The 25656-nt window shown below is 68.7% G+C and carries 28 protein-coding genes and 2 tRNA genes; 14 read left to right on the top strand and 16 right to left on the bottom strand.

What is annotated here, in order from left to right; all coding sequences use genetic code 11:
• The first annotated feature begins 29 nt into the window (after nt 1–29).
• Together KEC57_RS03635 and KEC57_RS03630 are read left to right on the top strand one after the other, a co-directional pair.
• Nucleotides 30–101, top strand: a tRNA-Thr gene (locus KEC57_RS03635).
• Between the two features lie 23 nt (nt 102–124).
• Nucleotides 125–198 (top strand) — tRNA-Met (locus KEC57_RS03630).
• A gap of 49 nt (nt 199–247) precedes the next feature.
• Here the strand turns inward: KEC57_RS03630 and KEC57_RS03625 are convergent.
• Genes KEC57_RS03625 through KEC57_RS03600 form a run of 6 tightly spaced genes read right to left on the bottom strand, consistent with a single transcriptional unit; the run spans nt 248 to nt 4705 of the window.
• Complete coding sequence (locus KEC57_RS03625; RefSeq protein WP_308187563.1) at nt 248–562, bottom strand: CHY zinc finger protein; 315 nt, start codon at nt 560–562, stop codon at nt 248–250.
• Between the two features lie 23 nt (nt 563–585).
• Nucleotides 586–1197, bottom strand: coding sequence for an energy-coupling factor transporter transmembrane component T family protein (locus tag KEC57_RS03620; protein WP_229383160.1), 612 nt, complete (start codon nt 1195–1197; stop codon nt 586–588).
• Nucleotides 1191–1874, bottom strand: coding sequence for an energy-coupling factor ABC transporter ATP-binding protein (locus KEC57_RS03615; protein WP_229383159.1), 684 nt, complete (start codon nt 1872–1874; stop codon nt 1191–1193). Before KEC57_RS03615 ends, KEC57_RS03620 begins: the two co-directional genes overlap by 7 nt.
• Nucleotides 1871–2995, bottom strand: coding sequence for a thiolase family protein (locus KEC57_RS03610; RefSeq protein ID WP_229383158.1), 1125 nt, complete (start codon nt 2993–2995; stop codon nt 1871–1873). The genes KEC57_RS03615 and KEC57_RS03610 overlap by 4 nt, the downstream gene beginning before the upstream one ends.
• Entirely contained in the window at nt 2985–4076 is a 1092-nt protein-coding gene (locus KEC57_RS03605) for a class I adenylate-forming enzyme family protein (RefSeq protein WP_229383157.1), read from the bottom strand. The genes KEC57_RS03610 and KEC57_RS03605 overlap by 11 nt, the downstream gene beginning before the upstream one ends.
• The gene (locus tag KEC57_RS03600) at nt 4073–4705 is read right to left on the bottom strand and encodes a biotin transporter BioY (protein ID WP_229383156.1); all 633 of its coding nucleotides are present in this window, start codon (nt 4703–4705) and stop codon (nt 4073–4075) included. The genes KEC57_RS03605 and KEC57_RS03600 overlap by 4 nt, the downstream gene beginning before the upstream one ends.
• An 86-nt stretch (nt 4706–4791) precedes the next feature.
• Between KEC57_RS03600 and KEC57_RS03595 the strand changes: the two genes are divergently transcribed.
• A complete protein-coding gene (locus tag KEC57_RS03595) occupies nt 4792–5385 on the top strand; it encodes a TetR/AcrR family transcriptional regulator C-terminal domain-containing protein (RefSeq protein WP_229383155.1) in 594 nt (197 codons plus the stop codon).
• A 33-nt stretch (nt 5386–5418) separates the two neighbouring features.
• Here KEC57_RS03595 and KEC57_RS03590 read toward each other — a convergent pair whose 3' ends face one another.
• Genes KEC57_RS03590 through KEC57_RS03560 form a run of 7 tightly spaced genes read right to left on the bottom strand, consistent with a single transcriptional unit; the run spans nt 5419 to nt 12041 of the window.
• Nucleotides 5419–6117, bottom strand: a complete 699-nt coding sequence (locus tag KEC57_RS03590) for a substrate-binding domain-containing protein (RefSeq protein ID WP_229383154.1) — start codon at nt 6115–6117, stop codon at nt 5419–5421.
• Nucleotides 6114–7088: an aldo/keto reductase gene (locus KEC57_RS03585; RefSeq protein WP_229383153.1), complete on the bottom strand. Its 975-nt coding sequence runs from the start codon at nt 7086–7088 to the stop codon at nt 6114–6116. The genes KEC57_RS03590 and KEC57_RS03585 overlap by 4 nt, the downstream gene beginning before the upstream one ends.
• Nucleotides 7085–8041 carry a Gfo/Idh/MocA family oxidoreductase gene (locus KEC57_RS03580; RefSeq protein WP_229383152.1) on the bottom strand — a complete coding sequence of 319 codons (957 nt, stop codon included), beginning with the start codon at nt 8039–8041 and terminating at the stop codon, nt 7085–7087. Before KEC57_RS03580 ends, KEC57_RS03585 begins: the two co-directional genes overlap by 4 nt.
• A 26-nt stretch (nt 8042–8067) precedes the next feature.
• Complete coding sequence (locus KEC57_RS03575; RefSeq protein ID WP_229383151.1) at nt 8068–9369, bottom strand: protocatechuate 4,5-dioxygenase subunit alpha/beta; 1302 nt, start codon at nt 9367–9369, stop codon at nt 8068–8070.
• 1 nt (nt 9370) lies between these two features.
• Nucleotides 9371–10306 carry an amidohydrolase family protein gene (locus tag KEC57_RS03570; RefSeq protein WP_229383150.1) on the bottom strand — a complete coding sequence of 312 codons (936 nt, stop codon included), beginning with the start codon at nt 10304–10306 and terminating at the stop codon, nt 9371–9373.
• Nucleotides 10307–10308: 2 nt separating this feature from the next.
• Nucleotides 10309–11001, bottom strand: a complete 693-nt coding sequence (ligK, locus tag KEC57_RS03565) for a 4-carboxy-4-hydroxy-2-oxoadipate aldolase/oxaloacetate decarboxylase (RefSeq protein WP_229383149.1) — start codon at nt 10999–11001, stop codon at nt 10309–10311.
• Nucleotides 11002–11012: 11 nt separating this feature from the next.
• Nucleotides 11013–12041, bottom strand: coding sequence for an amidohydrolase family protein (locus KEC57_RS03560; protein ID WP_229383148.1), 1029 nt, complete (start codon nt 12039–12041; stop codon nt 11013–11015).
• 148 nt (nt 12042–12189) lie between these two features.
• Here KEC57_RS03560 and KEC57_RS03555 point away from each other — a divergent pair, with 148 nt between their 5' ends.
• Complete coding sequence (locus tag KEC57_RS03555) at nt 12190–13107, top strand: LysR family transcriptional regulator (protein ID WP_229383147.1); 918 nt, start codon at nt 12190–12192, stop codon at nt 13105–13107.
• Here KEC57_RS03555 and KEC57_RS03550 read toward each other — a convergent pair.
• Nucleotides 13104–13757 (bottom strand): nucleotidyltransferase domain-containing protein, encoded by a 654-nt coding sequence (locus tag KEC57_RS03550; protein WP_229383146.1) that lies wholly within the window; start codon nt 13755–13757, stop codon nt 13104–13106. The two genes, KEC57_RS03555 and KEC57_RS03550, sit on opposite strands and share 4 nt — an antisense overlap.
• Nucleotides 13758–13859: 102 nt before the next feature.
• On the opposite strand from KEC57_RS03550, the gene KEC57_RS03545 reads away from it, so the two are divergent.
• The 4 genes from KEC57_RS03545 to KEC57_RS03530 all read left to right on the top strand — a co-directional run bounded on the left by KEC57_RS03545 (nt 13860) and on the right by KEC57_RS03530 (nt 17385).
• A complete protein-coding gene (locus KEC57_RS03545; protein ID WP_229383145.1) occupies nt 13860–14621 on the top strand; it encodes a 3-oxoacid CoA-transferase subunit A in 762 nt (253 codons plus the stop codon).
• Complete coding sequence (locus KEC57_RS03540; protein ID WP_229383144.1) at nt 14618–15319, top strand: 3-oxoacid CoA-transferase subunit B; 702 nt, start codon at nt 14618–14620, stop codon at nt 15317–15319. Before KEC57_RS03545 ends, KEC57_RS03540 begins: the two co-directional genes overlap by 4 nt.
• A 1-nt stretch (nt 15320) precedes the next feature.
• Nucleotides 15321–16490 carry a thiolase family protein gene (locus KEC57_RS03535; protein ID WP_229383143.1) on the top strand — a complete coding sequence of 390 codons (1170 nt, stop codon included), beginning with the start codon at nt 15321–15323 and terminating at the stop codon, nt 16488–16490.
• A gap of 82 nt (nt 16491–16572) precedes the next feature.
• On the top strand, nt 16573–17385 hold the full coding sequence (locus tag KEC57_RS03530; RefSeq protein WP_229383141.1) for an IclR family transcriptional regulator domain-containing protein: 813 nt from the start codon (nt 16573–16575) through the stop codon (nt 17383–17385).
• Here KEC57_RS03530 and KEC57_RS03525 read toward each other — a convergent pair.
• Entirely contained in the window at nt 17382–19289 is a 1908-nt protein-coding gene (locus KEC57_RS03525) for an FAD-dependent monooxygenase (RefSeq protein WP_229383139.1), read from the bottom strand. The two genes, KEC57_RS03530 and KEC57_RS03525, sit on opposite strands and share 4 nt — an antisense overlap.
• Before the next feature lie 99 nt (nt 19290–19388).
• Nucleotides 19389–20009: a TetR/AcrR family transcriptional regulator gene (locus KEC57_RS03520; RefSeq protein ID WP_229383138.1), complete on the bottom strand. Its 621-nt coding sequence runs from the start codon at nt 20007–20009 to the stop codon at nt 19389–19391.
• Nucleotides 20010–20141: 132 nt separating this feature from the next.
• On the opposite strand from KEC57_RS03520, the gene KEC57_RS03515 reads away from it, so the two are divergent.
• From KEC57_RS03515 to KEC57_RS03490, 6 genes are read left to right on the top strand one after another with little or no spacing between them, the layout of a single operon-like run.
• A complete protein-coding gene (locus KEC57_RS03515; RefSeq protein WP_229383137.1) occupies nt 20142–20945 on the top strand; it encodes an ABC transporter ATP-binding protein in 804 nt (267 codons plus the stop codon).
• A gap of 2 nt (nt 20946–20947) precedes the next feature.
• Nucleotides 20948–21787: an ABC transporter permease gene (locus KEC57_RS03510; protein ID WP_229383136.1), complete on the top strand. Its 840-nt coding sequence runs from the start codon at nt 20948–20950 to the stop codon at nt 21785–21787.
• A gap of 56 nt (nt 21788–21843) precedes the next feature.
• Complete coding sequence (locus tag KEC57_RS03505) at nt 21844–22962, top strand: ABC transporter substrate-binding protein (RefSeq protein ID WP_229383135.1); 1119 nt, start codon at nt 21844–21846, stop codon at nt 22960–22962.
• 1 nt (nt 22963) lies between these two features.
• Nucleotides 22964–23947: a phosphotriesterase family protein gene (locus KEC57_RS03500; protein ID WP_229383133.1), complete on the top strand. Its 984-nt coding sequence runs from the start codon at nt 22964–22966 to the stop codon at nt 23945–23947.
• A 1-nt stretch (nt 23948) separates the two neighbouring features.
• Nucleotides 23949–24899, top strand: coding sequence for a phosphotriesterase family protein (locus KEC57_RS03495; protein WP_229383132.1), 951 nt, complete (start codon nt 23949–23951; stop codon nt 24897–24899).
• Between the two features lie 2 nt (nt 24900–24901).
• The gene (locus KEC57_RS03490) at nt 24902–25648 is read left to right on the top strand and encodes a methyltransferase domain-containing protein (RefSeq protein WP_229383131.1); all 747 of its coding nucleotides are present in this window, start codon (nt 24902–24904) and stop codon (nt 25646–25648) included.
• The last annotated feature ends 8 nt before the right edge of the window (nt 25649–25656 follow it).

Here is a 25656-nt window from a genome sequence, read left to right as displayed (position 1 = left end):
TCTTCTAGTTGCCTGCTCGCAGGCAGCACGCCCCGATAGCTCAGTGGTAGAGCACTTCCATGGTAAGGAAGGGGTCGTCAGTTCAATCCTGACTCGGGGCTCGGAACATCGTGAGATGTCACGCGGCGGGGTAGCTCAGTTGGTGAGAGCGCACGACTCATAATCGTGAGGTCGCGGGTTCAAGCCCCGCTCCCGCTACAGAAGAAAGCCCCGGTGAATCCGGGGCTTTTTGGTTGAGAGCCTGGCCTCATTCCTCCCACTGCCCTCGCAGCGCGGTTGAGAAGTAGAGCTCCCAGTGCAGCTTGCATCCGGGGTTGAACGGCGCCGCACAGGACGGACACGCCATGGCCCGGGCATACTCGGCGATGCTCAGCACGTGCCCGCACGGGCCGCAGAGCACCGCGCGCTCGTGACCGGTGCCGGCAGGCCATTGTTCGTCCGGGTGGTCGGCGGCCTCGGCGTGACAGCGGTGGCAGGGATAGAACTCGCCGCAGCAGTGGAACCTCAGGGCGACGACGTCGAGAGGCGTCGCGTAATGGATGCAGCGGGTCTCGGCATCCACTACCGCACCCAGCACGCGAGGTCTCATTGCAGACCTCGGGCGGCGAGGGCGTCGCCGAGCTGGTCGGCGTGCTTGAGGGAGACGACGAGGAAAGGCACGACGAAGAGGCGCAGGCTCGCGCGTGCGCCGCGGGCGCGCTGAGCCTCGCGCACCTCGCCCGCGAGCCGGGCGAGCACCGGTACGGTGCCGAGCGTCACTGTCAGCAGGAGCGCGGCGCGCTCCGAGTCGACGCCGATGCGCCGCAGCGGGCGCAGGCCGCGTTCGAAGGCGTCCAGAAGGTCGCTGACACGGGTGGTGAGGACGAGGAGCCCGGCGAGCACGAGCGATGCCGTGACGCGGGCCGTGTTGGCGACCGCGGCTTCTGGTCCGAGGAAGAGCAGCTGCCCCGCGAGCGTGAACAGGATCGCCCAGCGCACGGCGAACAGCTGGCGGCCGAGCTCGCGCACGCCCCATGCCCCGTCGTCGAGGCCCGCCAGCGCGTAGGCGACGAGGCTGATCCCGGCCGCGGCACCCGCCGTCCACCACGCCGATGGCAGCAGGAGCACGCCGAACACCGACATGAGCAGCAGCAGCGTCTTCGGGCCGGCCGGCAACCGGTAGAGCCAGCTGTCGCCAGGGCGGTACAGGGTCAGCATCGCAGGATCGCCTCGTACTCGGCGATGACCGCGGCAGGCTCGCCCGCGGCCGCGAGCCGGCCGTGTGCGAACAGCACCGCGGACTCGCAGCGGTGCGCGAGGTTCAGGTCATGCGTCACGAGCAGCAGGCGGTGGCCCCCGTCCTCGAAGAGGTGGTCGGCGACGACGCGCGCGTTGCGGGCATCCAGGTACGCGGTCGGCTCATCGGCGATCACCAGGTCCGGGCGGCGCACGAACGCCCCGCACAGCGCGAGCAGCTGCTTCTGTCCTCCCGAGAGGTCGTGCGCCGGCCGCTCCGCGAGAGGCGTGAGGCCGAACGTCGCCAGCGCGGTCGATACCCGCTCGCGAGCGTCGGTCGCCGACATCCGCTCACCGCGCAGTGAGAACGCGACGTCCTCCGCGACGGTGGGCATGACGATCTGCGCGTCCGGGTTGCTGAACACGTATGCGGTGCGTCGTCGCAGCTCGGTCGCGTGCCTGCGGGGGTCGAGCCCCACGACACGCAGTGTCCCGGCCGTGGGGTGCGTCAGACCGCCGACCAGGCGGGCGAAGGACGACTTGCCCGACCCGTTCTCTCCGATCACCGCGACGGTGCGCGCGTCGAGGTCGACGGACACGTCGCGGAGCACGTCCGCGTCGCCCAGCCGGAGGCTCACGGATTTCAGCTGAATGGTCACCGGACCACCTCGACGACCATGGCGATCCCCAGCCCGCCGCCCACCGATGCGGCCGCCACGCCGAGCGTGCCCGCCGGCCGGTGAGCGCGGACGAGCCGGCTGAAGAGGCGGACTACGGCCACAGCCCCGCTCGCGCCCCACGGGTGCCCGAGCGCGAGCGCGCCGCCGTCCGCGCAGACCCGTGGATCCTCCTCATCGACGCCGACCCGGTCGAGCACAGCGAGACTCTGCGCGGCGAACGCCTCCACGATCTCGAACGCGTCGACGTCGGCGATGGTCGCGCCGGCCGCGTGCAGCGCGGACCGGATGGCGGGCGCCGCGCCGATGCCGGGAAGGGCGGGGTCGCACCCGACCACCAATGCCGCCCGAACGGCAAGACCCGGGCCGGTGCCGGCGGGAGCGACGACGACCGCCGCCGCTCCGTCGCCGATGCGGGTCGAGGTGCCGGCGGTGACCGTTCCGCCCGGAAAGAGTGCGGGCAGCCGCCGCAGCAGCGGTTCGGCCCCGCCGATCGCGTCGTCGTGCCGGAGTCCGGCCAACGGCACCAACTCGGCGCCGAACCGTCCGGCGGCGAGGGCGGCCCCGGCGCGCGCGTGGCTGCGCGCCGCGTGCGCGTCCTGTCGGGAGCGGGGCATGTCGTCGTGCGCGGCGAGGTCTTCGGCCGCGCGTGTCATGCCGGGATCGGGAAAGCCCGGCGGCGTGAACGCGGCACGGTCGTAGGCGGCGCCACCCGTCATCCGCACCGGCGCAGTGGAGGGGCTCTCCACTCCGCCTGCCACCCGCATCCGCTCGTCTCCGGCACGGATCGCGGCCGCCGCGTCCAGCACGGCGGCCAGGCCGCTGCCGCATTGACGGTCGACCGTGCCTCCGGGGACGTCGGGGCCGAGACCGGCCGCGAGTGCGGCGATCCGCCCCGGGTTGCCGCCGGGGCCCATGCAGTTGCCGAGCAGCACGTCAGCCACCGCGACCGGCGCCCCGGTCACCGACGCGGCGTCCGCCAGCGCCGCACGCACCACCGCCGCACCGAGCTGGCCGACGTCCAGTCCGGCGAGGGCCCGCCCGCGGGTGCCGATCGGCGTGCGGCGGGCGGCGATGATGACCGGGTTCCTGTCAGACGGCAAGGCGGGGAACCTCCCCGTTCACGACCCGGCGCACGGCTTCCGCCCGTGCCGGCTTGCCCGACGGCGTCCGTGGCAGCTCACCGATGAACCACTGGCGCGGCCGATGGGCCGGAGCCAGGCGGGTGTTGACGATCTCGCGGAGATCGCCGGCCGGGTCGGCGTCGAACTCCACGAACGCGGCGACGAGCATTCCCACCCGTTCGCGCGGCAACCCGAACACCATCGCGTCGCGCATGCCGGGAACCGAGCGCAGCATTTCCTCGACCTCCTCCGGCACGATCGTGGCCGAAGCGCTCAGGATCGCGTCGTCGGCGCGGCCGAGCAGACGCAGCCGCCCGTCGGTGAGCTCCGCCCGGTCACCCACCGATGCCCAGTCGCCGTCCCGCCGGAGCGGCCCGGACGCGCCCGCGTACCCTGACGCCACGAACGGCGAACGCACCCACAGCTGTCCTCCTCGGATGCTCAGATCCACTCCGGGGAAGGCTCGGAGGCCGTCGCCGTGGTCCACGGCGACGAATGACAGCTCCGCCGCTCCGTAGTAGCCGATGACGCGGATGCCGGCGCTCCGGGCGTGCTCCCGCAGCCCGTCATCGAGATGCGAGCCGCCGATGAGCGCGGTCCGCAGGCCCGGTGGCGGTCCGGCTTCGAGTATGGCGCGCAGCGACTGCGGGGTGCCGTGCATGCACGTGACATCCGAGCCGTCGAAGGAGCCCAGCGACGCACGCGGACCGCCCGCGAAGGCGTGCGCGATCGAGAAGAGTGAGAGCGAGGAGGCGGGCGGTGCCGGCAGTGCGACCGCCTCGTCGGCGCTCGCGTCCAGCAGCTCCGACACGGCCCCGAAGGACGCCTCCCAGGAAGAGGCGCTGCGCAGCACGATGCGCGGGTTTCCGCTGCTCCCCGACGACAGCGCGGCCCAGGCGACGTCCGCGGGGGAGCCCGCTCTGACCGACAGGTCACGCACCGCCTCCCACTGGGCGCGCGGCCAGCGCGGGTCGCCGACGAGGGGGATATCGCCGGCTTCGTGCACCGCGCGCACCCGGTCGAGCAGATCGGGTGCGTCGCCGCTCAGTAGGACGATCACGATCCGGATGCGGGATCGCTGCCGCTCGTCGTCCACGTGCGGCGAAACGCCCGCGGATACGCCCGCAGCAGCGTCACCACGATCGCCGTCGCGAGCGCGGCCTTGACCAGGTCGCCGGGCACGAACACCAAGCTGGTGAGCGCGGTCTCCGCCAGTGGCAGACGCGTCACGAAGCTCTGGACCGGGATGCCGAGCGCGTAGACGACCAGGATGCCGCCGACCACGACACCCAGCAGGGTGCGCCCCGTCGTGGGCTTGCGGCCGAAAGCGTGCACGATCAGTCCGATCGCGATGGCCCCGGCGATCCATCCGAGCAGATAGCCGGCCGATGGCCCGAGGAGGACGCCGATACCGCCGCGTCCACCGGCGAGCAGAGGCATCCCGACGGCCACGAGAGCGAGCAGCACCGTGACCGACAGCGCACCGAGCCAAGGGCCGAGGATGGCGCCCGCGAGCATCACACCGAGCGTCTGCGCGGTGATCGGGACTGCGCCGAGGATCGTGAAGCCGCCCGGCAATCCGAGGATGGCGATGATCGCGGAGAAGACGGCGACGCGGGCGAGTCCCGCAGCGTCGAGCGTGTGGACCCGCGTGGCGGGGCCGCGGGAGGATGCAGGGTGTGTGGTCATCTGGGCGATCTGCCTTCCATCGGACATACCTGAACGGCGTTCACGTGAACATCGTTCACTATAACTGCGTTCAGTAGAGTGAGGCGGTGGCGAGAGCAGGGAGCGGACGCGGGCACTCGCGTGATGATGTCGCGCGGACAGCCCTGGACATCCTGGACGAGTACGGCCTGCCGGATCTCACGATGCGCCGCCTCGCGGCTGCACTCGATGTGCAGCCGAGCGCTCTGTACTGGCACTTCCCGAACAAGCAGAGCCTGCTGGCCGAGCTGTCGGACCGCATCGTCGCGGAGACGGCCTCGGTGGGTTCCGATCTGGGATGGGCGGCGCGGACCGTGGGCGAAGCATCCGCCTTCCGTGCGGCGTTGCTCTCGCACCGCGACGGCGCGGAGGTGGTCGCCAGCACGTTCGCGCTCGGATTGGGTTCGTCGCTCGTGCGTGATCGCCTCGCGGCCGCAATCGAAGCCGGCGGCTTCGATGACAGCACGGCGCAGCGGGCGACCACAGCGCTGCTGCACTTCATCTTGGGGCACGTGCTGCACGAGCAGCAACGAAATCAATACGACGACATGGGTGTGCGGGGCGGGGAGGCAGCGACTGCGGACGACGAGACTTCGGGCTCGGACTTCGCCTTCGGCATCGAACTGCTCGTCGGCGGCCTTCGCGCACTCGCCGACGACTGACTTCGGGATATCCGCAGCGCCGGCGGCACCGGGTCAGGGCCTTGCGAAGCTGTGCGCGGCCTTGACGTGCGCGACGACGCCGGAGGCGAAGAAGGTCAGGAGGCCCCGGGCAGAGACGCGCGTGGTCGACGTGGTGGCGACGGCGCCGGCGAACACCGTGTCGATCGCGCAGTCCGGCGGGAGGATGCCGAGGACCGCCACTCCGGGCTGACCGACCAGTTCGCTGAGCTGCTGGAATCCCAGGTCGACCTCGCCGTCGGCCAGCAGTCGTGCGACCGGCACGCCGGGGCGCGCCTGTACGAGACGGTCGCCCACCTCGTCCGTCAGGCCCCAGTTCCGAATCATCCTGATGAGGGCGGTGCCGCTCGGACCGGTGGAGTAGCCGATGCGGCTGGCGTTCTGCAGTGCCGCGCGCATGCCCATGGCGTCGGGAAAGGCGACATGCTCGCGGGGGCCGACGCGCTCGCCGGTCGCGAGTGGCACGGCCGCGGCGACGTGCGACCGCATCAGAGGCGTGGAGGTCGAGGCATCCGTGTGGCCCGCCGCGGCAAGTGCGTCCAGAGCGTCCTCGGCGAGGAACACGAGGTCGAACGGCTCGCCGTCTGCGACGCGTCTCGCGGCATCCACACCGCCGACCGACTCGATGTGCAGTTCGGGGAATCCGGCCGATGCCGCGGCGCCGGCCAGATCGGCCAGAACATGGCGGGTCGCCATCGAGGAGATGGCTCTCATGCCGCGACGTCGAGCGATTCGGCGTCGACCTCGATCGACGTGGCCGCGCCGTAGCGGGCTCCCGACACCGTGGCGGTGTCGATCAGCGCGCCCGCCTGCGCGAGCAGAGCCGGGTCGATGGCCAGGTCGACGGTGAGCAGGTTCTCCCGCAGATGGTCGGCACGCGTCGTCCCCGGGATCGGGAGCACGTGCTCGCCGCGCGACAGCAGCCACGCGAGCGAGAGCTGCGCGGGAGCGCAGCCGGCCTCAGCGGCGAGTGCTCGCCACGCCGGAAGCAGGGCGTCGTTGATCGGCCAGTGGCCCGGCTGGAAGCGCGGCATGGCGCGGCGGATGTCGTTCGATGCCAGATCGTCCGGGTTGTGCACCGAATCGGCGAGGAACCCGCGTGCGACGGGGGAGAAGGCGACCAGCGCCACTCCGGCCGCTCGCGTCGCCTCGAGCATGCCGAGCTCCGGGTTGCGGGTCCAGAGCGAGTACTCGTTCTGCACCGCGGCGATGGGGGCGACGGCCATCGCCTCGTGCAGCCGCGCCACCGAGACTTCGGACAGCCCGATGGCACCGATCTTTCCGGCATCCACCGATTCGGCCAGCGCGCCGACGCTCTCGCCGATGGGCACGCTCTTGTCCCATCGGTGCAGGTAGTAGAGGTCGATGTGCTCGACCTGGAGCCGTGCGAGAGAGGCGTCGACCTGGGCCCGCAGCGTTTCGGGGCGCCCGTCGATCGTGCGGACCCCGTCGACCATGGCCATGCCGCCCTTGCTGGCCAGCACGACCTCGTCGCGGCGTCCGGCGATCGCCTGCCCCACGAGTTCTTCGTTGCGCCCGCCGCCGTACAGCGTCGCGGTGTCCAGCATCCGCACGCCGCTGTCGAGAGCCGTGCGCAACAGCTTCGTCCCGTCCTCGACCGACGGAGGGATGCCGTAGGCGTGGCTCAGTGACATGCAGCCGAGACCGATGCGGGGCAGGTTCACGCGAGCTGTTCCTCGAGCGCGCCGAGCACGCGGTAGCAATCGACGACCTGACGGATGGAGGAGTTGGGCTCACGGCCCTCCAGGATCGCGGAGAGGAACTCGCGGTCCTGCAGCTCGATGCCGTTCATGCTGGCGGCGACCTTCGACACGTCGATGGCCTCGTCGCGGCCGTCGACCAGGTCGTCGTAGCGGGCGACGTAGGTGCCGGTGTCGCCGATGTACCGGAAGAACGCGCCGAACGGCCCTTCGTTGTTGAAGGACAGTGACAGGGTGCAGATCGCACCGGACTCTGCCTTGAGCTGGATGGACATGTCCATCGCGATGCCGAGCTCGGGATGGATCGGACCCTGGATGGCGTTGGCCTGCACGATCCTGCCCGCCTGGTAGGCGAAGAGGTCGACGGTGTGAGCGGCGTGATGCCACAGCAGGTGGTCGGTCCAGGAGCGGGGCTCGCCCTTGGCGTTGATGTTCTGACGGCGCAGGAAGTACGTCTGCACGTCCATCTGCTGCACGGCGAACTCGCCGGCGGCGATCCTGTTGTGGATCCATTGGTGAGACGGGTTGAACCGGCGGGTATGGCCGACCATCGCGACCCTGTCGGATGCCTCCGACGCAGCAAGGGTGGCCTCGGCATCCGCCCACGAATCGGCCAGGGGGATCTCCACCTGCACGTGCTTGCCGGCGGCCAGAGCGGCCCGCATCTGGCTCGCGTGCATCGGGGTGGGCGTCGCGAGGATGACGGCGTCGACGTCGTCGCGCTCGAGCACGGCGTCGTAACCGAGCACGGCGTGAGGGACGCCGTACGTCTTCGCGACGGCTTCGGTGGCTTCCTGATCCGTGCCGCTGACGACGGTCACCTCGGCAGAGGGGATGTCGGCCAACCCGTCGAGGTGCTTCATTCCGAAGGCGCCCGCGGCGCCGACGACGGCGACGCGAACTCTGTCGTCTGTCATGGGGGTCTCCTGTTATCGGGGTGCGGTCAGTCGGAAGGATTGGTCAGAACCAGGTGGCCGACCGCGGTGTTCGAGGCGGGCACGTGGTAGAAGCGATGGTTGACCTCGGGGCTTGCCCCTCCGAACTGATCATCCATGGCGCCGCGGGCGATGAGCCAGTCGACCAGCTCGATGCCCTCGGAGCCGGCTTCGTCGACGTACTCCATGTGCGGCCACTCGGTGAGGCCCAGCGGGTCGGCGATGAGGTGGTCGAGGTAGGCGTTGTCCCATTCCTCGTTGATGAGACCGGCCCTCGGGCCCTGGAGCTGGTGGCTCATTCCACCGGTGCCCCAGATCTGCACGTTGAGCGGCTCGCCGTCCCACTTGTCGAGCGCGCGACGCAGGGCCTTGCCCAGCTCGTAGCAGCGACGACCGGACGGAACCGGATACTGAACGACGTTGACCGCCAGTGGGATGACCTTGCACGGCCACTCCTGGACGTCGCCGAACACGAGAGACAACGGCACGGTGAGGCCGTGGTCGACGACCATCTCATTCACGAGGGTGAGGTCGAAGTCGTCCTGGATCACCGATTGGGCGATATGTGCAGCGAGCTCGGGATAGCCCTTGACGTCGGGCACGGGGCGGGGGCCGTAGCCCTCGTCCGCGACCTGGTAGTCCGAGCCGGTGCCGAGGACGAAGGTGGGAATGATCGAGGAGTCGAACGCGGTGGCGTGGTCGTTGTAGATGAGGATGACCACATCGGGCATGTTCTCGCGAGCCCACGTGCGTGTCCACTCGTAGCCGGAGAAGACCTTCTTCCAGTAGGGCTCTTCGGTCCTGCCCAGATCCATCGCGGCACCGATCGCCGGCACGTGGGATGTGAACAGCGCCGAGGTGTATTTCGCAGGCGCATCAGGCCGAGTGGTCCCGGCCTCCACGCCCGGTTCCGGCGGGGCCCAGCCGTCGAGGTCCTTCAGGCGATTGCCCGCGGGTCGCCGCCCGCCGCCGAGCATCATGTCGCGGTAGGCGGCCTCGGACATGCCGGTCATCGAGCCGGCCATCTGCTGGAAGCTCAGCCCGTGCGTCGCGCCGATCTTGCTCAGGAAGTAGATGTTTCCGCCCTCGCGGATGCAGGCGTTCAGATCGAGGTCGAGGACGGCCTCGCGCTGCGCCTCGGTGAGCGGCCACTCGTCGAGATACGCTTCTCGGTCTGCGAGGTACCTCTCGCGGTTCTCCGGCTTCATCAAGGACATCGAGAACTGGTTCAGGTGATAGCCCTTGCGGGCCTGCTCGGCGTCGAAGATCGTCGTTCCGGGGACGTCCCTGTACGGCTTGTCGAGTGCCATCTCATGCTCCTTCGGGCCAGTAGAGGCGCCGCGGATTGTCGACCAGCAGCTTTCGCTGCAGGGCGGGCGTCGCGGCGATTCGGGGAATGTAGTCGACCAGCAGCCCGTCGTCGGGCATGTGGTCGGTGAGGTTGGGGTGCGGCCAGTCGGTCCCCCACAGCACCCGGTCGGGGAACTCCTCGATCACGCGACGCGCGAACGGCACGACGTCGGTGTAGGCGTGCTGCTGGCCGTCCAGGGCACGCGGCCCCGTCACGCTCAGGCGCTCGGGGCACGACACCTTGGTCCACACGTTCGGGTTCTCGCGCAGGAAGCGCAGGAACAGTGCGAACTCCGGACCGTTCGGGTCCTTCGTCACGTCGGGGCGCCCCATGTGATCGACGACCACGTCGGTGGGGATCGCCGAGAAGAAGTCGTACAGGTCGGGGAGGTCTTCGGCCTCGAAGTAGATGACGACGTGCCAGCCGAGCGGGGCGACCTTCGCGACGATCTCGTGGAGCGAGTCGGTCGGCACCCGGTCGACCAGACGCTTGACGAAGTTGAACCGGACCCCGCGCACTCCGGCCTCGTGCAGTTCGGCGAGCTGCTCGCCGGTCACGTCGCGGCGCACGGTAGCGACTCCGCGAGCGCGGCCCCCGCTGCGCTGCAGCGCGTCGACGAGTGCACTGTTGTCGGCGCCGTGGCATGTGGCCTGCACGATGATGCTGCGGTCGAAGCCGAGGCGGTCGCGCAGCGCGAGGAGCTGATCCGCGGACGCGTCGCACGGGGTGTACTTGCGCTCCGGCGCGTAGGGGAACCGATCGCCGGGACCGAATACATGGCAGTGCGCGTCGACGGCGCCCTCGGGCACACGGAACGTCGGTGTGCGGGGGCCGTCGTACCAATCCAGCCAGCCGGCGGACTTCTCGAAGCCGCCACTCGTCTCGCCGTGGGTCATCGTCAGTCCTCCACGTATTCCAGGCCTGCAGCTGCGAGGTGTTCGCGCATGCCGTAGAGGTCGAGCCCGAGGACGCCGTCGCGGAACTGCCGGCGCTTGGACTCCTCGTTGTCCTCGCGCTTCCGGCTGGCATCCGCCACCGCGGCGACGAGGCCCCGCGGCACGACCACCACGCCGTCGACGTCGGCGACCACCACATCACCGGGGTGGATCAGCGCGTTCGCCGCGACCACCGGCACGTTCACCGAGCCGAGGGTGGCCTTGACGGTTCCCTTGGAGTTGATGGCCCGGGAGAACACCGGGAAGTTCATCTTCTCCAGGTCGGCGACGTCGCGCACGCCGCCGTCGATGACCAGACCCTTGCATCCGCGAGCGCTGAGCGAGCTGGCGAGCAGCTCGCCGAAGAAGCCGTCCTCGCTCTCGGTGGTGCAGCCGGCCACGATGACGTCGCCCTCCTGCACCTGCTCCGCCGCGACGTGGAACATCCAGTTGTCGCCCGGCTGCAGCAGAACGGTGACGGCGGGACCGCACAGCCTCGCGCCGGAGAAGACGGGACGGATGTAGGGGCGCATGAGCCCCACGCGGCCCATCGCCTCGTGGATGGTGGCCACGCCGAACTGCGAGAGGCGGGCGACGTCTTCAGGATCGGGACGCTCGATTCTCGTGCGGACGATGCCGAGTTCGTTCAGGCGCATGGTTCTTCCTCTCAGAGCCCGCGGGCGGTCAGGGCGCGGTCGAGGCGCGGGTAGACACGGCGGGCGTTGCCTTCGTACACGCGAGCACGCTGGTCGGCGTCGAGGTGCGGTGTGGCATCGACATAGCGCTTCGTGTCGTCGAAGTAGTGCCCGGTGCGAGGGTCGAGATCACGGACGGCGCCGATCATCTCGCTGGCGAACAGGATGTTGTCGACCGGCACGACCTTCGTCAGCAGGTCGATTCCCGGCTGGTGGTACACGCAGGTGTCGAAGAACACGTTGCCGAGCAGGTGCTCCTCGAGCTCCGGCTTGCCCAGCGCCATCGCCAGACCTCGGAACCGGCCCCAGTGATAAGGCACCGCGCCGCCGCCGTGCGGGATGACGAGCTTGAGGTCGGGGAAGTCGCGGAAGAGATCTCCTTGCAGCAGCTGCATGAACGCGGTCGTATCCGCGTTGAGGTAGTGGGCGCCGGTGGTGTGGAACGCCGGATTGCAGGAAGTGCTCACGTGCACCATCGCCGGGATCTCGTACTCGACGAGCTTCTCGTAGAGCGGGTACCAGGAGCGATCCGTCAACGGCGACGACGTCCAGCTGCCCCCCGACGGATCGGGGTTGAGGTTCACGGTGACCGCGCCGAGATCCTCCACCGCGCGCGACAGTTCGGCGACGCTCGTCCCAGGGGCGGCGCCCGGGGACTGCGGAAGCATCGCACCCATGAGGAAGCGATCAGGGTAGAGCTCGCTGACCCGGGCGCACAGGTCGTTGCACAGCCGCGCCCACGACTCGCTGACGGCGAGGTCTCCGATGTGGTGCGCCATGAACGAGGCGCGGGGGCTGAACACCGTCACGTCGCTGGCGCGCTCGTCCATGAGCTTGAGCTGGTTGGCCTCGATCGTCTCGCGGATGTCGTCGTCGCTGATCCGCAGAGCTGCGGGATCAGGAGACTCCGCCCGCCCTTCGACGAACGCGACCTGCAGGTCGCGCCACGCTCCCAGCGGGTCCGGGGCGGTGGTGTAGTGGCCGTGGATGTCGATGATCAACGCGCGTCCTCGTCATGAATGATCAGGTGCGGGAGGTGACCCCGCGTGAGTCGTGAGCGGCGCAGGGGCCGCTGCTGACGACGATAGGCGGGGTGCATCGTGTGGTCCAATAGATTCGGATGACAGTCCCCATAGATCGGATCGATCGATGTCTCTGGCAGATCTGAACCAGCTGCGTGTGTTCGTCGTGCTGTACGAGTTGCGCAGCCTGACCGCTGCTGCCCAGCAGCTGCACGTCACGCAGCCGACCGTGAGCTACACGCTTGCGCGACTGCGCGAGCGTTTCGGAGATGACCTGTTCCGCCGCAGCGGCCACGTCATGGTGCCGACCCCGCGCGCGACGCAGCTGTTCGGGCCACTGCACGAAGCGCTGGCGCAGATCGACGCGACCGTGACCGATCCGGATGCGTTCGAGCCTGCAGGATTCAGCGGCGAGCTGGCGCTCGGGCTGACGTCGATCGGCGAGCAGACCTTTCTTCCTCCGATCATGGCGGCGCTCGCGCGTGACGAATCGAGCCCGCACCTGCGAGTGGAGCGTCTGGACGCCGATCAGGTGGAGGAGGGTCTCGTCCGGGGTTCGATCGACCTGGCGATCACGGTCTCGCTCATGGTGACGCCGCGCCTATGGCGCACACGCGTGCGCGGCGTGGAGTACGTGGCCCTCTCCTCGGGCGCGCGCGCGCTGCCCCCGACGGGGCCCGACATGTTCGCGGGCCGCCGTTTCGTGCAGGTGTCCTCCCGCGGCGGGCATCTCTACCCCCACCAGGCGCTGGTCGAGCACGACCTCGTGCCACAGGTCGCGCTGACCGTGGAGGAGTATGCGACCGTGCCCGCGGTCCTCGTGGCCACGGATCTGGTCGTGATGCTGCCGCGACACGTGGCAGAGGTGTTCTGCGGCTGGTTTCCCGGCCTGCGGATCGCCGAGCTGCCGTGGCCGGGACACAGCTCGCCGGTCGCCCTCTACACGCGCCGGGAGGCCAGCTTGTCGCCGGCGCAGCGCTGGTTCCGCTCGCTCGTGCTCGACGCCGTCGCGTCCGACGAATTCCGGGCCGACCGTACGCGCTAGCGCCGGGTGCGGTTCCAGCTGGCCTTCGCCGGGAAGAGCGGACTGCGCACGTGGATGGACCATGTCGAGTGCGGGTGGATGGAGAGCACCGCCCGTTCCCACCACGCGCGGGCCTCTTCGGACAGCTGAGGCAGGACGGCGTCCTTGTCGATGTCGTCCTGCGGTCGGGGACGCAGCGCCTTCCACACCAGCTGAACCTCGGGAGCGCCGGTGGGGATGCCGTCGATGTCGAGGACAGCGGCATCCCACGGGAGCTGAAGCCGCGGGTCCCGTCGGTACACCCAGGCCTGATCCGAGCCGTCCTCGACGTTCAGCCGGAGAACCCATGTGTCCGTGTCGTCGTCGTGGATGCGCACCGGTTGGAGGTCGGCATCGGCGGGCAATTCCGCCCAGGGGACCAACACCCCCTCGCCTCCGGACGCCCAGGCGCTGAGCGAGGCCGGCAGACTCCGCACCAGCTGTGCGACGTCGCGCGACGTCGTGCTCACATCCGTATGGGGGCGATCGCGGATGGATCGACCGAGCCAGCGGTCCAGGGCGACGCCACCCGAGAGCCACCATCGAGCGGTGGTCTGCTCGAGGACCTCGGCCACCGCTTCCGGAGTCGGGGTCACCCACCTCGGCGCGGGCGCCGGCACCTGAGAAGTCATACGTGGAGGCTACGCCGTCCTGAGGTGCCGGTCCGGGCCATCGTTGCTAGTATGTGCGTATAACGCATGGATGTGCGCATAGCGAACACGAAGGGTAGGGCTGTGATCGACAAGACGGTGACGGATGCCGAGTCCGCGGTCGCGGGCATTCCCGACGGTGCGACGGTCATGATCGGCGGCTTCGGCCGAGCGGGCCAGCCCATCGAGCTGATCGACGCGCTCATCGCGCAGGGCGCGGGCGATCTGACGATCGTGAACAACAATGCGGGCAATGGAGACACCGGGCTCGCCGCACTTCTGGCCGCCAAGCGGGTGCGACGGATCATCTGCTCGTTCCCGCGTCAGCACGACTCCTGGGTCTTCGACGGGCTGTACCGCGCCGGCGAGATCGAGCTCGAGATCGTGCCGCAGGGCAACCTGGCCGAGCGCATCCGGGCCGCCGGTGCCGGGATCGGTGCGTTCTTCTCGCCGACGGGCGTGGGCACCGAGCTCGCCGCGGACAAGGAGCAGCGCCGCATCGACGGCCGCGACTATGTGCTCGAATACCCGATCAACGCCGACTTCGCGCTCGTCAGCGCACTGCAGGCCGATCGCTGGGGCAACCTCGTCTACCGGATGACCGCGCGCAACTTCGGGCCGATCATGGCGTCGGCCGCGACCACGACGATCGTGCAGGTCGACAAGGTCGTGCCGCTCGGCGAGCTCGATCCCGAGACGGTGGTGACGCCGGGCATCTTCGTCGACCGCGTGGTCGAGGTCGGTGAGCGCGTCTGGCTCGACGACGGTGCCTTCGTCGGGGGCGTCGACCTGGAGGGTCGCCGGATCGAACCGGCCGCCGCCGGCACGAACGGAGGAGGCCTGTGACCACCCGGATCAGCCGCGAGGAGCTCGCGCAGCGGATCGCGGCCGACATCGCCGAGGGGTCGTACGTGAACCTCGGAATCGGTGCGCCGACGCTCGTGGCGAATTTCCTCCCCGAAGACCAGGAGATCATTCTCCACACCGAGAACGGGCTGCTCGGAATGGGTCGCGCCCCCGGCGCAGCGAACGTCGACCCCGACCTCATCAACGCGGGCAAGCAGGCTGTCACGGCGCTTCCCGGTGCCGCGTACTTCCATCACGCCGATTCGTTCGGGATGATGCGCGGCGGGCACCTGGACGTGTGCGTGCTGGGCGCGTTCCAGGTCTCGGAGTCGGGCGATCTCGCGAACTGGTCGACCGGTGCTCCCGGCGCGATCCCCGCCGTCGGCGGCGCGATGGACCTCGCGATCGGCGCGAAGGCCGTGTACGTGATGACCGACCTGCTCACCAAGACGGGGGAGTCCAAGCTCGTCGCCGAGTGCACCTACCCCCTCACCGGCGTGGGCTGTGTGACCCGCGTCTACACCGATCACGCCGTCTTCGACGTCACGACGGACGGTTTCGTCGTGCGCGAGGCGTTCGGCGCCAACACGGTCCAGTCGCTGGCCGCGCTGACCGGGCTCGAATTGAGGGATGCATCGGGCGCGGCTCCTGCCCTGAGCAGGAGTCGGCGAGACGCCGAGTCCGAAGAGGAGAACTGACGTGACCACCAGCTTCGTCTACGACGCCGTCCGCACTCCGTTCGGGCGCGCCGGGGGTGCCCTGTCATCCATCCGCCCCGACGACCTCGCAGCCGTCGTGATGCGGTCGATCGTCGAGCGCACCGGAATCGATCCTGCGCGCATCGAAGATGTCGTCTTCGGTGACGCGAACCAGGCGGGCGAGGACAACCGCAACGTCGCGCGCTTCGGAGCGCTGCTGGCCGGCTTTCCCTCCAGCGTCCCCGGCGTGACGGTGAACCGGCTCTGCGGGTCGGCGGTCGAGGCCGTCATCCAGGCGTCGCGCGCGATCGAGGCGGGAGATGCCGATGTGATCCTCGCGGGCGGTGTCGAGTCGATGAGCCGCGCGCCGTTCGTGGTGGAGAAATCGTCGAAGCCATGGCCCGCGGTGGGCAACCAGACGATGTGGAACACGTCGATCGGATGGCGGATGACCAACCCCGCACTGCGCAGGGACTGGACAATCTCCAACGGCGCGTCCGCGGAGAAGCTCGCCGAGATACACGGGATCTCCCGCGACGCGCAGGACGCGTTCGCGCTCCGCAGCCACGTTCTTGCGGCTCTCGGCTGGGAATCCGGATTCTATGACGACGAGATCGTGCAGGTCGACGACCATCCGCTGGCGATGGATGAAGGCATCCGAGTCGACACGACACTCGACAAGCTCGGTGGCCTCCGGGCCCTGTTCGCCGATGGCGGCAGTGTGACCGCGGGCAACTCGTCGTCGATCAACGACGGGGCATCGGCGATACTGCTGGGGCGTGAGGGCGTCCTCGAGACGGAACCGCTCGCCCGCATCGCGGGGCGCGCCGCGTTCGGCAACGACCCCGACGTCTTCGGGGTCGCACCCGTCGAGGCGGCGAACCGGGCGCTTGCTCGCGCCGGCAAGTCGTGGAGCGACGTCGATGTCGTCGAACTCAACGAGGCCTTCGCCTCGCAGAGCCTCGCGTGCATGCAGCTGTGGCCGGAACTGGACCCCGACAAAGTGAACATCCACGGCGGCGCGATCGCGATCGGCCACCCGCTCGGCGCGAGCGGCGGACGGATCATCGGCCACGCCGCACACGAACTCGCGCGCCGTGGCCGAGGCGTCGCCGTCGCCGCGATCTGCATCGGCGTCGGCCAAGGGCTCGCGGTCGTGCTGGAGCGGTGAGCGTCAGGGCTACGACGCGGAGGTCGTCGAAGGACCCGGGCCTCGACGGGCTCCGCGACCCGGATGCGCGAGGATGAGGTCCATGAGCGATACCGAGGTGGCGGCCGATGGCAACTTCGTGCAGTCACTGGCTCGCGGGCTCTCCGTCATCCGGGCGTTCGACGCGGACCACCCCGAACTGACGTTGAGCGAGGTCGCCCGCCGCGCGGACATCACGCGTGCGGCAGCGCGACGATTCCTGCTGACGCTCGAGTCGCTCGGGTACGTCCGTGGATCGACGGGCCCGGCGGCCGGCGAAGGATCGGGGAGCAGTCGTGCATTCACGCTCACGCCTCGGGTGCTCGAACTCGGGTTCAGCTATCTGTCGTCGCTGTCGCTGCCGGAGATCGTGCAGCCGCACCTCGAAACGCTGTCGCGCGAGGTGGGAGAGAGCGTCTCGGCGGCCGTCTTCGACGGCACCGACATCGTCTACATCGCCCGCGTGCCGACCCGGCGCATCATGAGCGTCCGGATCACGATCGGCACCAGGTTTCCGGCGTTCGCGACCAGCATGGGCCGCGTACTGCTGGCAGGACTGCCTGAAGCCGCAGCCGAAGAGGTGCTCGCGGCGACAGATCTCTCGCACCTTACCGACCGAACCTTGACCGATCCCGCGGAGCTGCGCGCCGAACTCGTCCGCGTTCGGCGGCAGGGATGGTCCTTCGTGGACGGTGAACTCGAGCCGGGACTTCGCTCGATCGCCGCTCCGCTGCACGCCCGCGATGGAGGCGTCGTCGCCGCGGTCAACGTGTCGACGAGCGCGACGCGCGATTCGGTCGAGCGTGTGCGCGAGGCGTACCTCGGGCCGCTCCTGCAGACCACCCGCGCGATCGACGACGACGTGCGGCTGCTCTAGCGCTCTGCCGGCCGCTGCTGGCCGAGGATTCCGGCGAAGAACGTCGACAGCTCTGAGCGGGCGGTCAGGGGCAGGACGTGCGCGACGTACTGGTCGGGCCTGACGATCACGATCGCGCCGTCGCGGCTGATGCCGCGAGAGTCGAAGATGTCGTCGGTGGTGTCGACCGCCCATGCCTTCTCCCAGTCCTGAAGGCCGAGCGGCCCGGAGCGAGGGATCAGGATCTCGGGGACGGAGGTCAGATCGTGCTCGTGGTGGTCTCCTCGGAAGATTCCGTGCACATCGATCACGCCGTCGATGTCTGCGCCGTTCGGCGTGAATCGAAGGATCGGCGAGTCGGGAGAGTCGCCGAGCCACTGCGCGAGGTTGAGGAGACGGGAGCCGTCCACGTCGCCGAAGGCGTAGATCCGCCAGCGACCGTCGGCGCGATGCGCGTGCCCGAGGTGCATGCGTTTGGCATCGGCGATCCGCACCACGGGAGCGGAGTGGAATCGGGTTCCGATCTCGAAGCCGGTCGCGAGGCACTGATGCTCGCCGCCACTCGTGAGGGCGGATGGCTGGTACTTCGTTGCGAGACCGGCGGTGTATCGCCCCTGACGGGCGAACTCGGCCTGCATCTGCGCCGCGGTGACACCGCCCCGCTCGGGGTTCTCGGGGTCGCGGGTCGGCTGAGCGATGAACGCCGACCAGAACTTGTCGAAGTCGATGAGGTCCTGCGCCACCGCCTGCCTCTCGGCGGAGTACGACAGCAGGAGCGAGGCATCCGATCGGCCCTGCAGGACGGCGGCCAGCTTCCATCCGAGGTTGAACGCGTCCTGCATCGACACGTTCATGCCCTGGCCCGCCTTCGCGGAGTGGGTGTGGCAGGCGTCGCCCGCGATGAACACGTGCGGCAGGCGGCCCGTCGTGTCGCCGACCGGCACGTCGTCGAAAGCGTCCGCGAGCCGCTGACCGACTTCGTAGACCGATGACCAGGCGACCGATTTCACGTCGATCGAATACGGATGCAGGATGTCGTTCGCCACGGCGACGAGATGCTCCACCGAGGTCTTGCGAACGGCCCCGTCACCGGATGCCACCTCGCCGAGGTCGACGTAGCAGCGCACCATGATGCCGCCCTCGCGCGGGATCATCAGCAGGCTGCCCTTCCCGGCGGACTGGACGACGTTCTTGGTGCGCCAATCGGGGAAGTCGGTCGTCGCGAGCACGTCCATCACGCCCCAGGCATGGTTGGCGCTGTCGCCCCGCAGTTCCCGTCCGATCGATCGACGCACATTGCTGCGCGCGCCGTCCGCGCCGACGACGTACTTCGCCTGGACGGTGAACTCCTCGCCGGCACGCGACCCCTCGACGCGTCGCAGGGTCGCCGTGACGGGGAACTCGCCTTCGCCCACCTCGAGCGTCACAAACTCGATGCCGTAGTCGGGTTGGAGTCTGCTCGCGGATCGCGCCATGTGCTCGAGCAGGAACTGCTGCATGCGTGCCTGGTTGACGATCACGTGCGGGAACTCGCTCATTCCCGCGGGGGTGTCCTCCACCCATCCCGTGCGCACGATCCGCGAGCGATCCGCTTCCGAGGGGCCCCAGAACCGCACTTCGTTCACCCAGTACGCCTCGCGGAGCAGCGCATCCGCAAGCCCGAAGGCATCGAACATCTCCACGGTGCGGCACGCGACGCCGTCCGCCTGTCCGACCTCCAGCGGCGCGCCGCGGCGCTCGACGATCCGCGTGTCGATGCCGGGGAAGGCGGCGAGCTGCGCCCCGAGCACGGTCCCTGCGGGGCCGGTGCCCACGATCAGGACGTCGAGCTGCGACGGCAGGTCTTCGGGTCGTGCACGTTCCGCGGACTCGGCAGGACGGATGTCGGGATCTCCTGGGCGGTATCCGTTGCGATAGAACTGCATGTCTGATCTCCCTCGGGGCGGTCTGCGTCGGCCGGGGGTCAGCATATGCTCAGTGCACCAACGAATTCAAGCCGACGGGATCCTCGACATCCTCAGGGCTCACGAGGCGGCGGGTTCTCCGAGAAGGTGAGTCCAGGCACTGACCAGCACCTCGAGCTCGGGTGAGTCGTCGAGCGGCCACGGGGTCCGGATCCACTTGAGGTTCGTGCTGTGGAGAAGCTCCATCGCGAGGTAGCCGCGGAAGTGGCGGGTCTCGGGGTCGAAGCGGCCGGCGCGTGTCATGCCTTCGGTGACATCGGCGATGACCTCCCCGAACCAGGCGTCGTTCAACTCGCGGATCTCGGGATCCACCGCTCCTGCCTCGGACACCACGATGATGTAGGGCCGAATCGCCGGCCACCGCGCGACCTGAGCCATCAGCCAAGGGCGGATCGCATCGCGCGTGCCGACGGCCACCGCGTCCACCAGGGGCCTCGATGTGGAGCGATGCTCGGTGGATTCGCCGCGCTCCAGCCGCTCGTTGAGATCTCTGAAGAGCGCCTGCATGACCTCGGCCTTGTTGGGGAAATGCGCGTAGAACGTGACGCGAGTGGTTCCGACGGCGGTCGCGATGTCGTCGATGGTGGTGGCGACGTACCCCTGCTCCTCGAAGAGGCGAAGCGCCTGATCGAGGAGGTGCCGACGAGTCTCTTCCTTCTTCTTCGCGCGCAGGTTCGCCATGGTGTCACCTTAGTGATCTGACACGGATGACGTTCATGTGACGTACTGACAAGCGAGCTGGAATTGCCTTTGACCGTACAAACGAATAATCTGGCAAAATAAACGAGTGTCCGACCCGAACGAGGACGATCAATGACGATTGCAATTGAGAAGCAGGATGTGACGACCAGCCCCTTCATCGAGGTGCGCAACGTCAGCCAGGTCTTCCGCACGACGACCCGAGGCGAGGTCGCCGCGCTGAAGGACATCGACCTGACGATCCGTGAGGGCGAGTTCCTCTCGGTTCTCGGACCTTCGGGATGCGGCAAGAGCACCCTCATGCGTGTCATCGCAGGCCTGGTCAAGCCGTCCTCCGGCGACGTGCTCCTGCGGGGGACGAAGGTCGAGAAGCCCGGCCGTGACGTGGGTGTCGTCTTCCAGCAGGCTGCGCTGTTCCCCTGGCGAAGCGTGAAGAAGAACGTCTTGCTCAGCGCCGAGATGCTGGGTCTGTCGAAGGATGTCGCGGACGAGCGCGCGGAGCAGCTGCTCGACATGGTGGGCCTCGGGCACGCGAAGACCCTCTATCCGTACGAGCTCTCCGGGGGGATGCAGCAGCGCGCGAGCATCGCCCGGGCATTGCTGCACGACCCGCCGCTGCTCCTCATGGATGAGCCGTTCGGAGCACTGGATGCGCTGACCAGGGAGACGATGGGCCTGGAGCTGCTGCGCATCTGGGATCAGAGCCGCAAGACGGTGGTGTTCATCACCCACGACGTCAACGAGGCGCTCTTCCTGGCCGACCGCGTACTCGTCATGGCCGCCCGGCCCGGACGGATCAACGAGCTCATCGAGGTCAACCTCCCTCGCCCCCGCGACCTCGACGTGATGAGCACGCCGGAGTTCGGCGAGACCGCCAAACATCTTCGGCACCTTCTCGGTGCCCGGACGGGAGAATGACGATGGCCACGACTGCGATCACCGTCGGGCAGAGCAAGCGCTCCGCCAAGAGCTGGATGCGCACTCATCGCCCCGAGACCATCGGCACCCCCCTCGCGATCATCGCGATCATCCTCCTGTGGGGGGCGGCGGTCGCGGTCTTCGACATCCGTGCCGTCGTGCTGCCGAGTCCGGCCGCGGTGTGGCAGGCGCTGATCCTCGCGCTCGATCCCGCGAACCCCGCCAACCTCTACGAGGACATCGGCGTGACGCTCTTCGAGATCCTCGTCGGCTACATCCTCGGTACGCTGCTGGGCCTCGTGCTCGCCCTGATCCTGGTGCAGTTCCGCACGGTCGAGCGGATCACGAAACCCATCATCGATGCCTTCCAGTCGATGCCGAAGGTCGCCATCGCACCCCTGTTCATCATCTGGTTCGGGTTCGGCGCGATGTCGAAGATCGCGCTGGTCGTCGTGGTCGTCTTCTTCCCGGTGCTGGTCGCGGGTCTCGCCGGCTTCAAGTCGGTCGATCAGGAGCGTCTCGAAGTCATGCAGTCGCTGGGCGCGTCGAAGGGGCGCACGTTCCTGAAGCTTGTCTTCCCCGCGTCGCTGCCGTTCGTCTTCACCGGGCTCGAGATCTCACTCGTGCTGGCCATCACCACCACGATCGTCGCGGAGTTCCTCTCCGGCACGGCGGGTCTCGGCGTGGTCATCGTGCAGATGGGGCAAGTGCTCAACACCGCCGGCATCTTCGCCGTGACCATCATCCTCGGCGTCATCGGCTGGGTCCTCGTCGCGATCCTCGCCTTCGTTCGCCGCCGCGTGCTGTTCTGGTCGATCGATACGCGCCGCCCCGGCATCTGATCGCTGCGTCCTCACCAAGATCCCACCTCCACCGAAACCGCTCGAAAGAAAGGTCGATGATGATCTCGACAACCATGCGGACGACGCGCGCCGTCACCGCAACGCTCCTGACAGGGGCCCTTCTGGCCATGGCCGCCGGATGTGCGGCATCCGCCCCGGCATCCGACTCGACATCAGCGACGGACGGCGCTCCCGCCCCCGCCCACATCACGATCGCCACGCCGACCCCTGCCGGCACACCAGCGGGTGTGCCGATCTGGATCGGCGAGATGAACGGCTACTTCGCGGAGGAGAACCTCACCGTCGAGGTCGTGACGTTCCCGGGACAGCCCGCCAATGCCATCGCGACCGTCATCGCGGGTCAGGCCGACCTCGTCATCTCGGCGCCCGACGCGCTCATCGTGCCCACGGCGAACCAGGGCGAGCAGGGTCTGACATGGATCTTCACGCCGTACCAGGCGCCGACCTTCGCCATCGCGGTCCTCGACGACAGTGACATCGAGGACGCGGCAGACCTCGAGGGCAAGACCGTGGCGATGCCCTCGACGGGGGCGCCGTTCGAGACGTTCCTGGCCGCCAACATCAGCGGTGAGGGCGGCGACCCGTCCAGCGTGCAGATCGTCGCGGTGGCAGGTGCCGCCGCGGTCGAGCAGCTGCGCTCGGGAGGCGTCGACGCGATCGTCATGAACCCCGGTGACATCGCGCAGGCCGCCGTCGCCACCGGCACCGAGCTGCGCATGCTGCCGTTGTCCGACAACGTGGCCGAGGACTTCGGTGCGGGATTCCTGATGCGCACGGACTCCACCGACGAGGAGAAGGACGTGTACGCACGCTACCTGCGCGCGTACCTCAAGTCCGCGACGTTCGCCCAGGCGAACCCCGAGGCCGCCCTTGCGATGAACTTCGAGCTCTACCCGGAGGCCAAGCCGAGCGACGAGACCGGGCAGGCGGCGGCACTCGCCAACCTCGAGGCCACCCTCGAGCTGTTCGTTCCCGCGGACAACGGTCAGTGGGGATACATCTCGCCGGATCGCTGGGATGCGCACATCGCAGCGCTCGGGCTCTCGGAGAAGATCCCCGACTCCTCGATCCTGTACGACAACTCCCTGCTGGACGCCATCGGAGACTTCGATCAGGCGACCGTCGAGCAGGAAGCCGCGGACTTTGGCGAGTGACGTGATCAGCGCATCGTCCGGCGGGCGAGGCGCGGTGCTGCTGTCAGAGTCGATCTACGCGGTGCTGCCGGGCGCGGACCTGGTCCCCGAGCATCGGATCGATCGGGTGGAGACGTTCGAACGCCTTCGCCTCGCGCTGACGGAGTTCCGCGATCTCGGCGGTCGCACGATCGTCGACATGGGCGGCCTCACCACGGGCCGTGATGCAGAGCTGCTGGCTCTGCTCGCGGAGGTGACGGGCGTGGAGATCGTGGCGTCGACCGGGTTCGGCCCGACATGGACCGTGGGCTCGCACTTCACCAACAACGTCTCGGACGGCGGCATGACGGTCGATCGGATCGCCGACATCTTCCGTCGGGAGCTCACCGAGGGCCTGCTCGTGCCGACCCGTGAGCGTCTCGCGGAGACGGCAGGGATCGTCAGCATCACCCAGAGCGCTGACACGGACCCCGAGCTGCCGCTCACCCGCGGCAGGGCGAGCATCGAGCGCGACACCATCCGCGCCGCGGCACGCGCGGCACGAGCGGCGCGCGCCGCGGTCGCGGTGCGGGTCGCAGATGATCCACGAGCCGCGCTCGCGCTGCTCGTCGAGGAAGGACTGCCCGTCGAGCGCACGGTGGTGCTGGGTCTCGACCGTGCCGACCACGTCGCGGCCGGATTGCCTCAGGCTCTCGCTCTCGAGGGATACATCGTCGGGCTGGACCACGTCGGGTGGCCGATCGAGCGAGGGTACGTGGATTCGGAGGCGCGGATACGCATCGTTCTCGGGCTCTTCGACGCAGGCCTCGGAGAGCGCGTCGTGGTCTCGAGCAGCGCGATCGGCGTCTCCGTCGAGTACCCGAGTGAGGTGTCAGGCGATTTCGGGGCTGTTCTGCGCGAGTTCGCGCCCGCCTTCCTCGCGGCAGGCGGGACCGACGAGCAGCTCGACATCCTGCTCGGATCGACGCCGGAACGCATCCTGACCCGCACGACCCTGGAGGGATGACATGGGTGTCATAAACACAGTGCTCGGTCCGATCCCGACCGAACAGCTCGGGATCACGGCGGTGCATGAGCACATCAATTTCGGGCAGAACGGCTGGTACCTCGAGTCCGACTTCTGGACGCCGATCTCTGAGACGATCGCGCGCGCGGAACAGCAGCTCGCCGACTATCGCGCTTTGGGCGGACGCACCTACGTCGACCTGACCGGTATCGGCAACTTCCGCAGCGTGGAGCTCTACCGCGTCATCGCCCGGGCGACCGGTATCAACTTCGTGGCCTGCACGGGGTTCTGGACCGGCATGGGCACACGCCCCTTCTTCTGGGACAAGCCGGTCGAGTACCTGACCGACCTGTTCGTCAAGGAGATCACCGTCGGCATCGACGACACCGCCGCCAAAGCGGGTGTCATCAAGGTCGGCGTCAGTCACGGGGGCCTGAGCGACATGGACAAGAAGATCTACACCGCGGCCGGCCGCGCGGCGGTCGCCACCGGGGTGCCGATCCTCACGCATCTGTCCACCGACGCGATGACTCAGTTGGACATCCTCGAGGCCCAGGGGCTCTCGCCCGAGCGTGTCGTGATCGGTCACGCCGATGCGGGAGTCGACATCGATCGCAAACGCGATATCGCTGTCGCTCAGCGCGGTGCCTTCGTGGGCATCGACAACATCGGCTATGAGACCGAGAAGACACCGCGTGTGCCGTGGGCCCAGGCCCGCAAGGACCGGCTGCGGCAGCTCCTCGACCTCCTCGAGGCCGGCTACGTGAAGAACGTCGCGGTCTCCGCAGACGCGGACGTCCAGCCGCTGGGATGGAAATCCCCGCCGCACTCGGTGGCCGAGCTGCTGACGCGCTTCGCTCCCGACCTCCGCGAGGAGGGCGTCGACGAATCCATGATCGATCAGCTTCTGGTGGGCAATCCCGCCCGCCTGCTCACGATTCAGGAGGCCTGAGCATGGCCGAGAACTGGGGCGGCGGCAACCCGTTCGACTACGTCCAGGACTGGGATGTGGAGCGCATGGGCGAGGGAATCCTGGATGCGGATCAGCGTCGCGCCTGGGAGATGAAGCTCCGACTCGGCGGCGGTCTGCCGTACATCTATCAGGAACTCGCACGACCGATCTCGGAGATCGCGTATGGGCTGCTGGAGCTGCGGCCCGGTGACCGCGTCCTGCTCATCGGCGAAGGCATCGGCCCCGCCGGCTGGGAGCGCGACATGCGCGAGATCGTCGGCGACGACGGCGCCGTCGACATCGTCGAGATCATCCGTGACGGGCGCGAGGCGGTGCACAGCGGCAGGGTCGGCCGAAACGGCCAGATCGGATGCTGGCAGTGGACGTACACAGACGGCATCGCCGACGGTCACTACGACGCAGTGGCGGTGCTGCAGGCGACGCAGCACTCCGATGACTGGGCGGAGACGGCCGGAGAACTGCTGCGCGTGCTCGCTCCTGGCCGGCGCATCGTCCTCGCGGAGGCGGTCATGGCGGGCGAGACCTTCTTCAGTCGTATCAACAGCGATGTGCATGTGCGATCGTGGTTCGACAAACTGTTCGAACAGCTCGATCCGTCGATCATCCCCTATTGGTCGCGCGAAGAGATCCGGGCGGCATTCGGCGAACGCGTCGAAAGCCCGCAGTCACTCGAGTGGCGGGGCATCGAGATGTTCTGGGGACGGAACCCGGGTTCCTCGCCACTGTGAACGGAGGA

Source organism: Microbacterium allomyrinae (genome assembly GCF_020682705.1).
GTDB lineage: Bacteria > Actinomycetota > Actinomycetes > Actinomycetales > Microbacteriaceae > Microbacterium > Microbacterium allomyrinae.
The sequence above is the reverse complement of the archived record's forward strand: the minus strand, read 5'-3'. Positions and strand labels throughout refer to the sequence as shown.

Excerpts from the sequence above, each read along its gene's own strand:
- KEC57_RS03620 (WP_229383160.1), bottom strand. The coding sequence starts at position 1,197 with ATGCTGACCCTGTACCGCCCTGGCGACAGCTGGCTCTACCGGTTGCCG.
- KEC57_RS03600 (WP_229383156.1), bottom strand. The coding sequence starts at position 4,705 with ATGACCACACACCCTGCATCCTCCCGCGGCCCCGCCACGCGGGTCCAC.
- KEC57_RS03590 (WP_229383154.1), bottom strand. The coding sequence starts at position 6,117 with ATGAGAGCCATCTCCTCGATGGCGACCCGCCATGTTCTGGCCGATCTG.
- KEC57_RS03580 (WP_229383152.1), bottom strand. The coding sequence starts at position 8,041 with ATGACAGACGACAGAGTTCGCGTCGCCGTCGTCGGCGCCGCGGGCGCC.
- KEC57_RS03575 (WP_229383151.1), bottom strand. The coding sequence starts at position 9,369 with ATGGCACTCGACAAGCCGTACAGGGACGTCCCCGGAACGACGATCTTC.
- KEC57_RS03570 (WP_229383150.1), bottom strand. The coding sequence starts at position 10,306 with ATGACCCACGGCGAGACGAGTGGCGGCTTCGAGAAGTCCGCCGGCTGG.
- ligK (WP_229383149.1), bottom strand. The coding sequence starts at position 11,001 with ATGCGCCTGAACGAACTCGGCATCGTCCGCACGAGAATCGAGCGTCCC.
- KEC57_RS03555 (WP_229383147.1), top strand. The coding sequence starts at position 12,190 with ATGTCTCTGGCAGATCTGAACCAGCTGCGTGTGTTCGTCGTGCTGTAC.
- KEC57_RS03550 (WP_229383146.1), bottom strand. The coding sequence starts at position 13,757 with ATGACTTCTCAGGTGCCGGCGCCCGCGCCGAGGTGGGTGACCCCGACT.
- KEC57_RS03530 (WP_229383141.1), top strand. The coding sequence starts at position 16,573 with ATGAGCGATACCGAGGTGGCGGCCGATGGCAACTTCGTGCAGTCACTG.
- KEC57_RS03525 (WP_229383139.1), bottom strand. The coding sequence starts at position 19,289 with ATGCAGTTCTATCGCAACGGATACCGCCCAGGAGATCCCGACATCCGT.
- KEC57_RS03520 (WP_229383138.1), bottom strand. The coding sequence starts at position 20,009 with ATGGCGAACCTGCGCGCGAAGAAGAAGGAAGAGACTCGTCGGCACCTC.
- KEC57_RS03515 (WP_229383137.1), top strand. The coding sequence starts at position 20,142 with ATGACGATTGCAATTGAGAAGCAGGATGTGACGACCAGCCCCTTCATC.
- KEC57_RS03510 (WP_229383136.1), top strand. The coding sequence starts at position 20,948 with ATGGCCACGACTGCGATCACCGTCGGGCAGAGCAAGCGCTCCGCCAAG.
- KEC57_RS03505 (WP_229383135.1), top strand. The coding sequence starts at position 21,844 with ATGATGATCTCGACAACCATGCGGACGACGCGCGCCGTCACCGCAACG.
- KEC57_RS03495 (WP_229383132.1), top strand. The coding sequence starts at position 23,949 with ATGGGTGTCATAAACACAGTGCTCGGTCCGATCCCGACCGAACAGCTC.
- KEC57_RS03490 (WP_229383131.1), top strand. The coding sequence starts at position 24,902 with ATGGCCGAGAACTGGGGCGGCGGCAACCCGTTCGACTACGTCCAGGAC.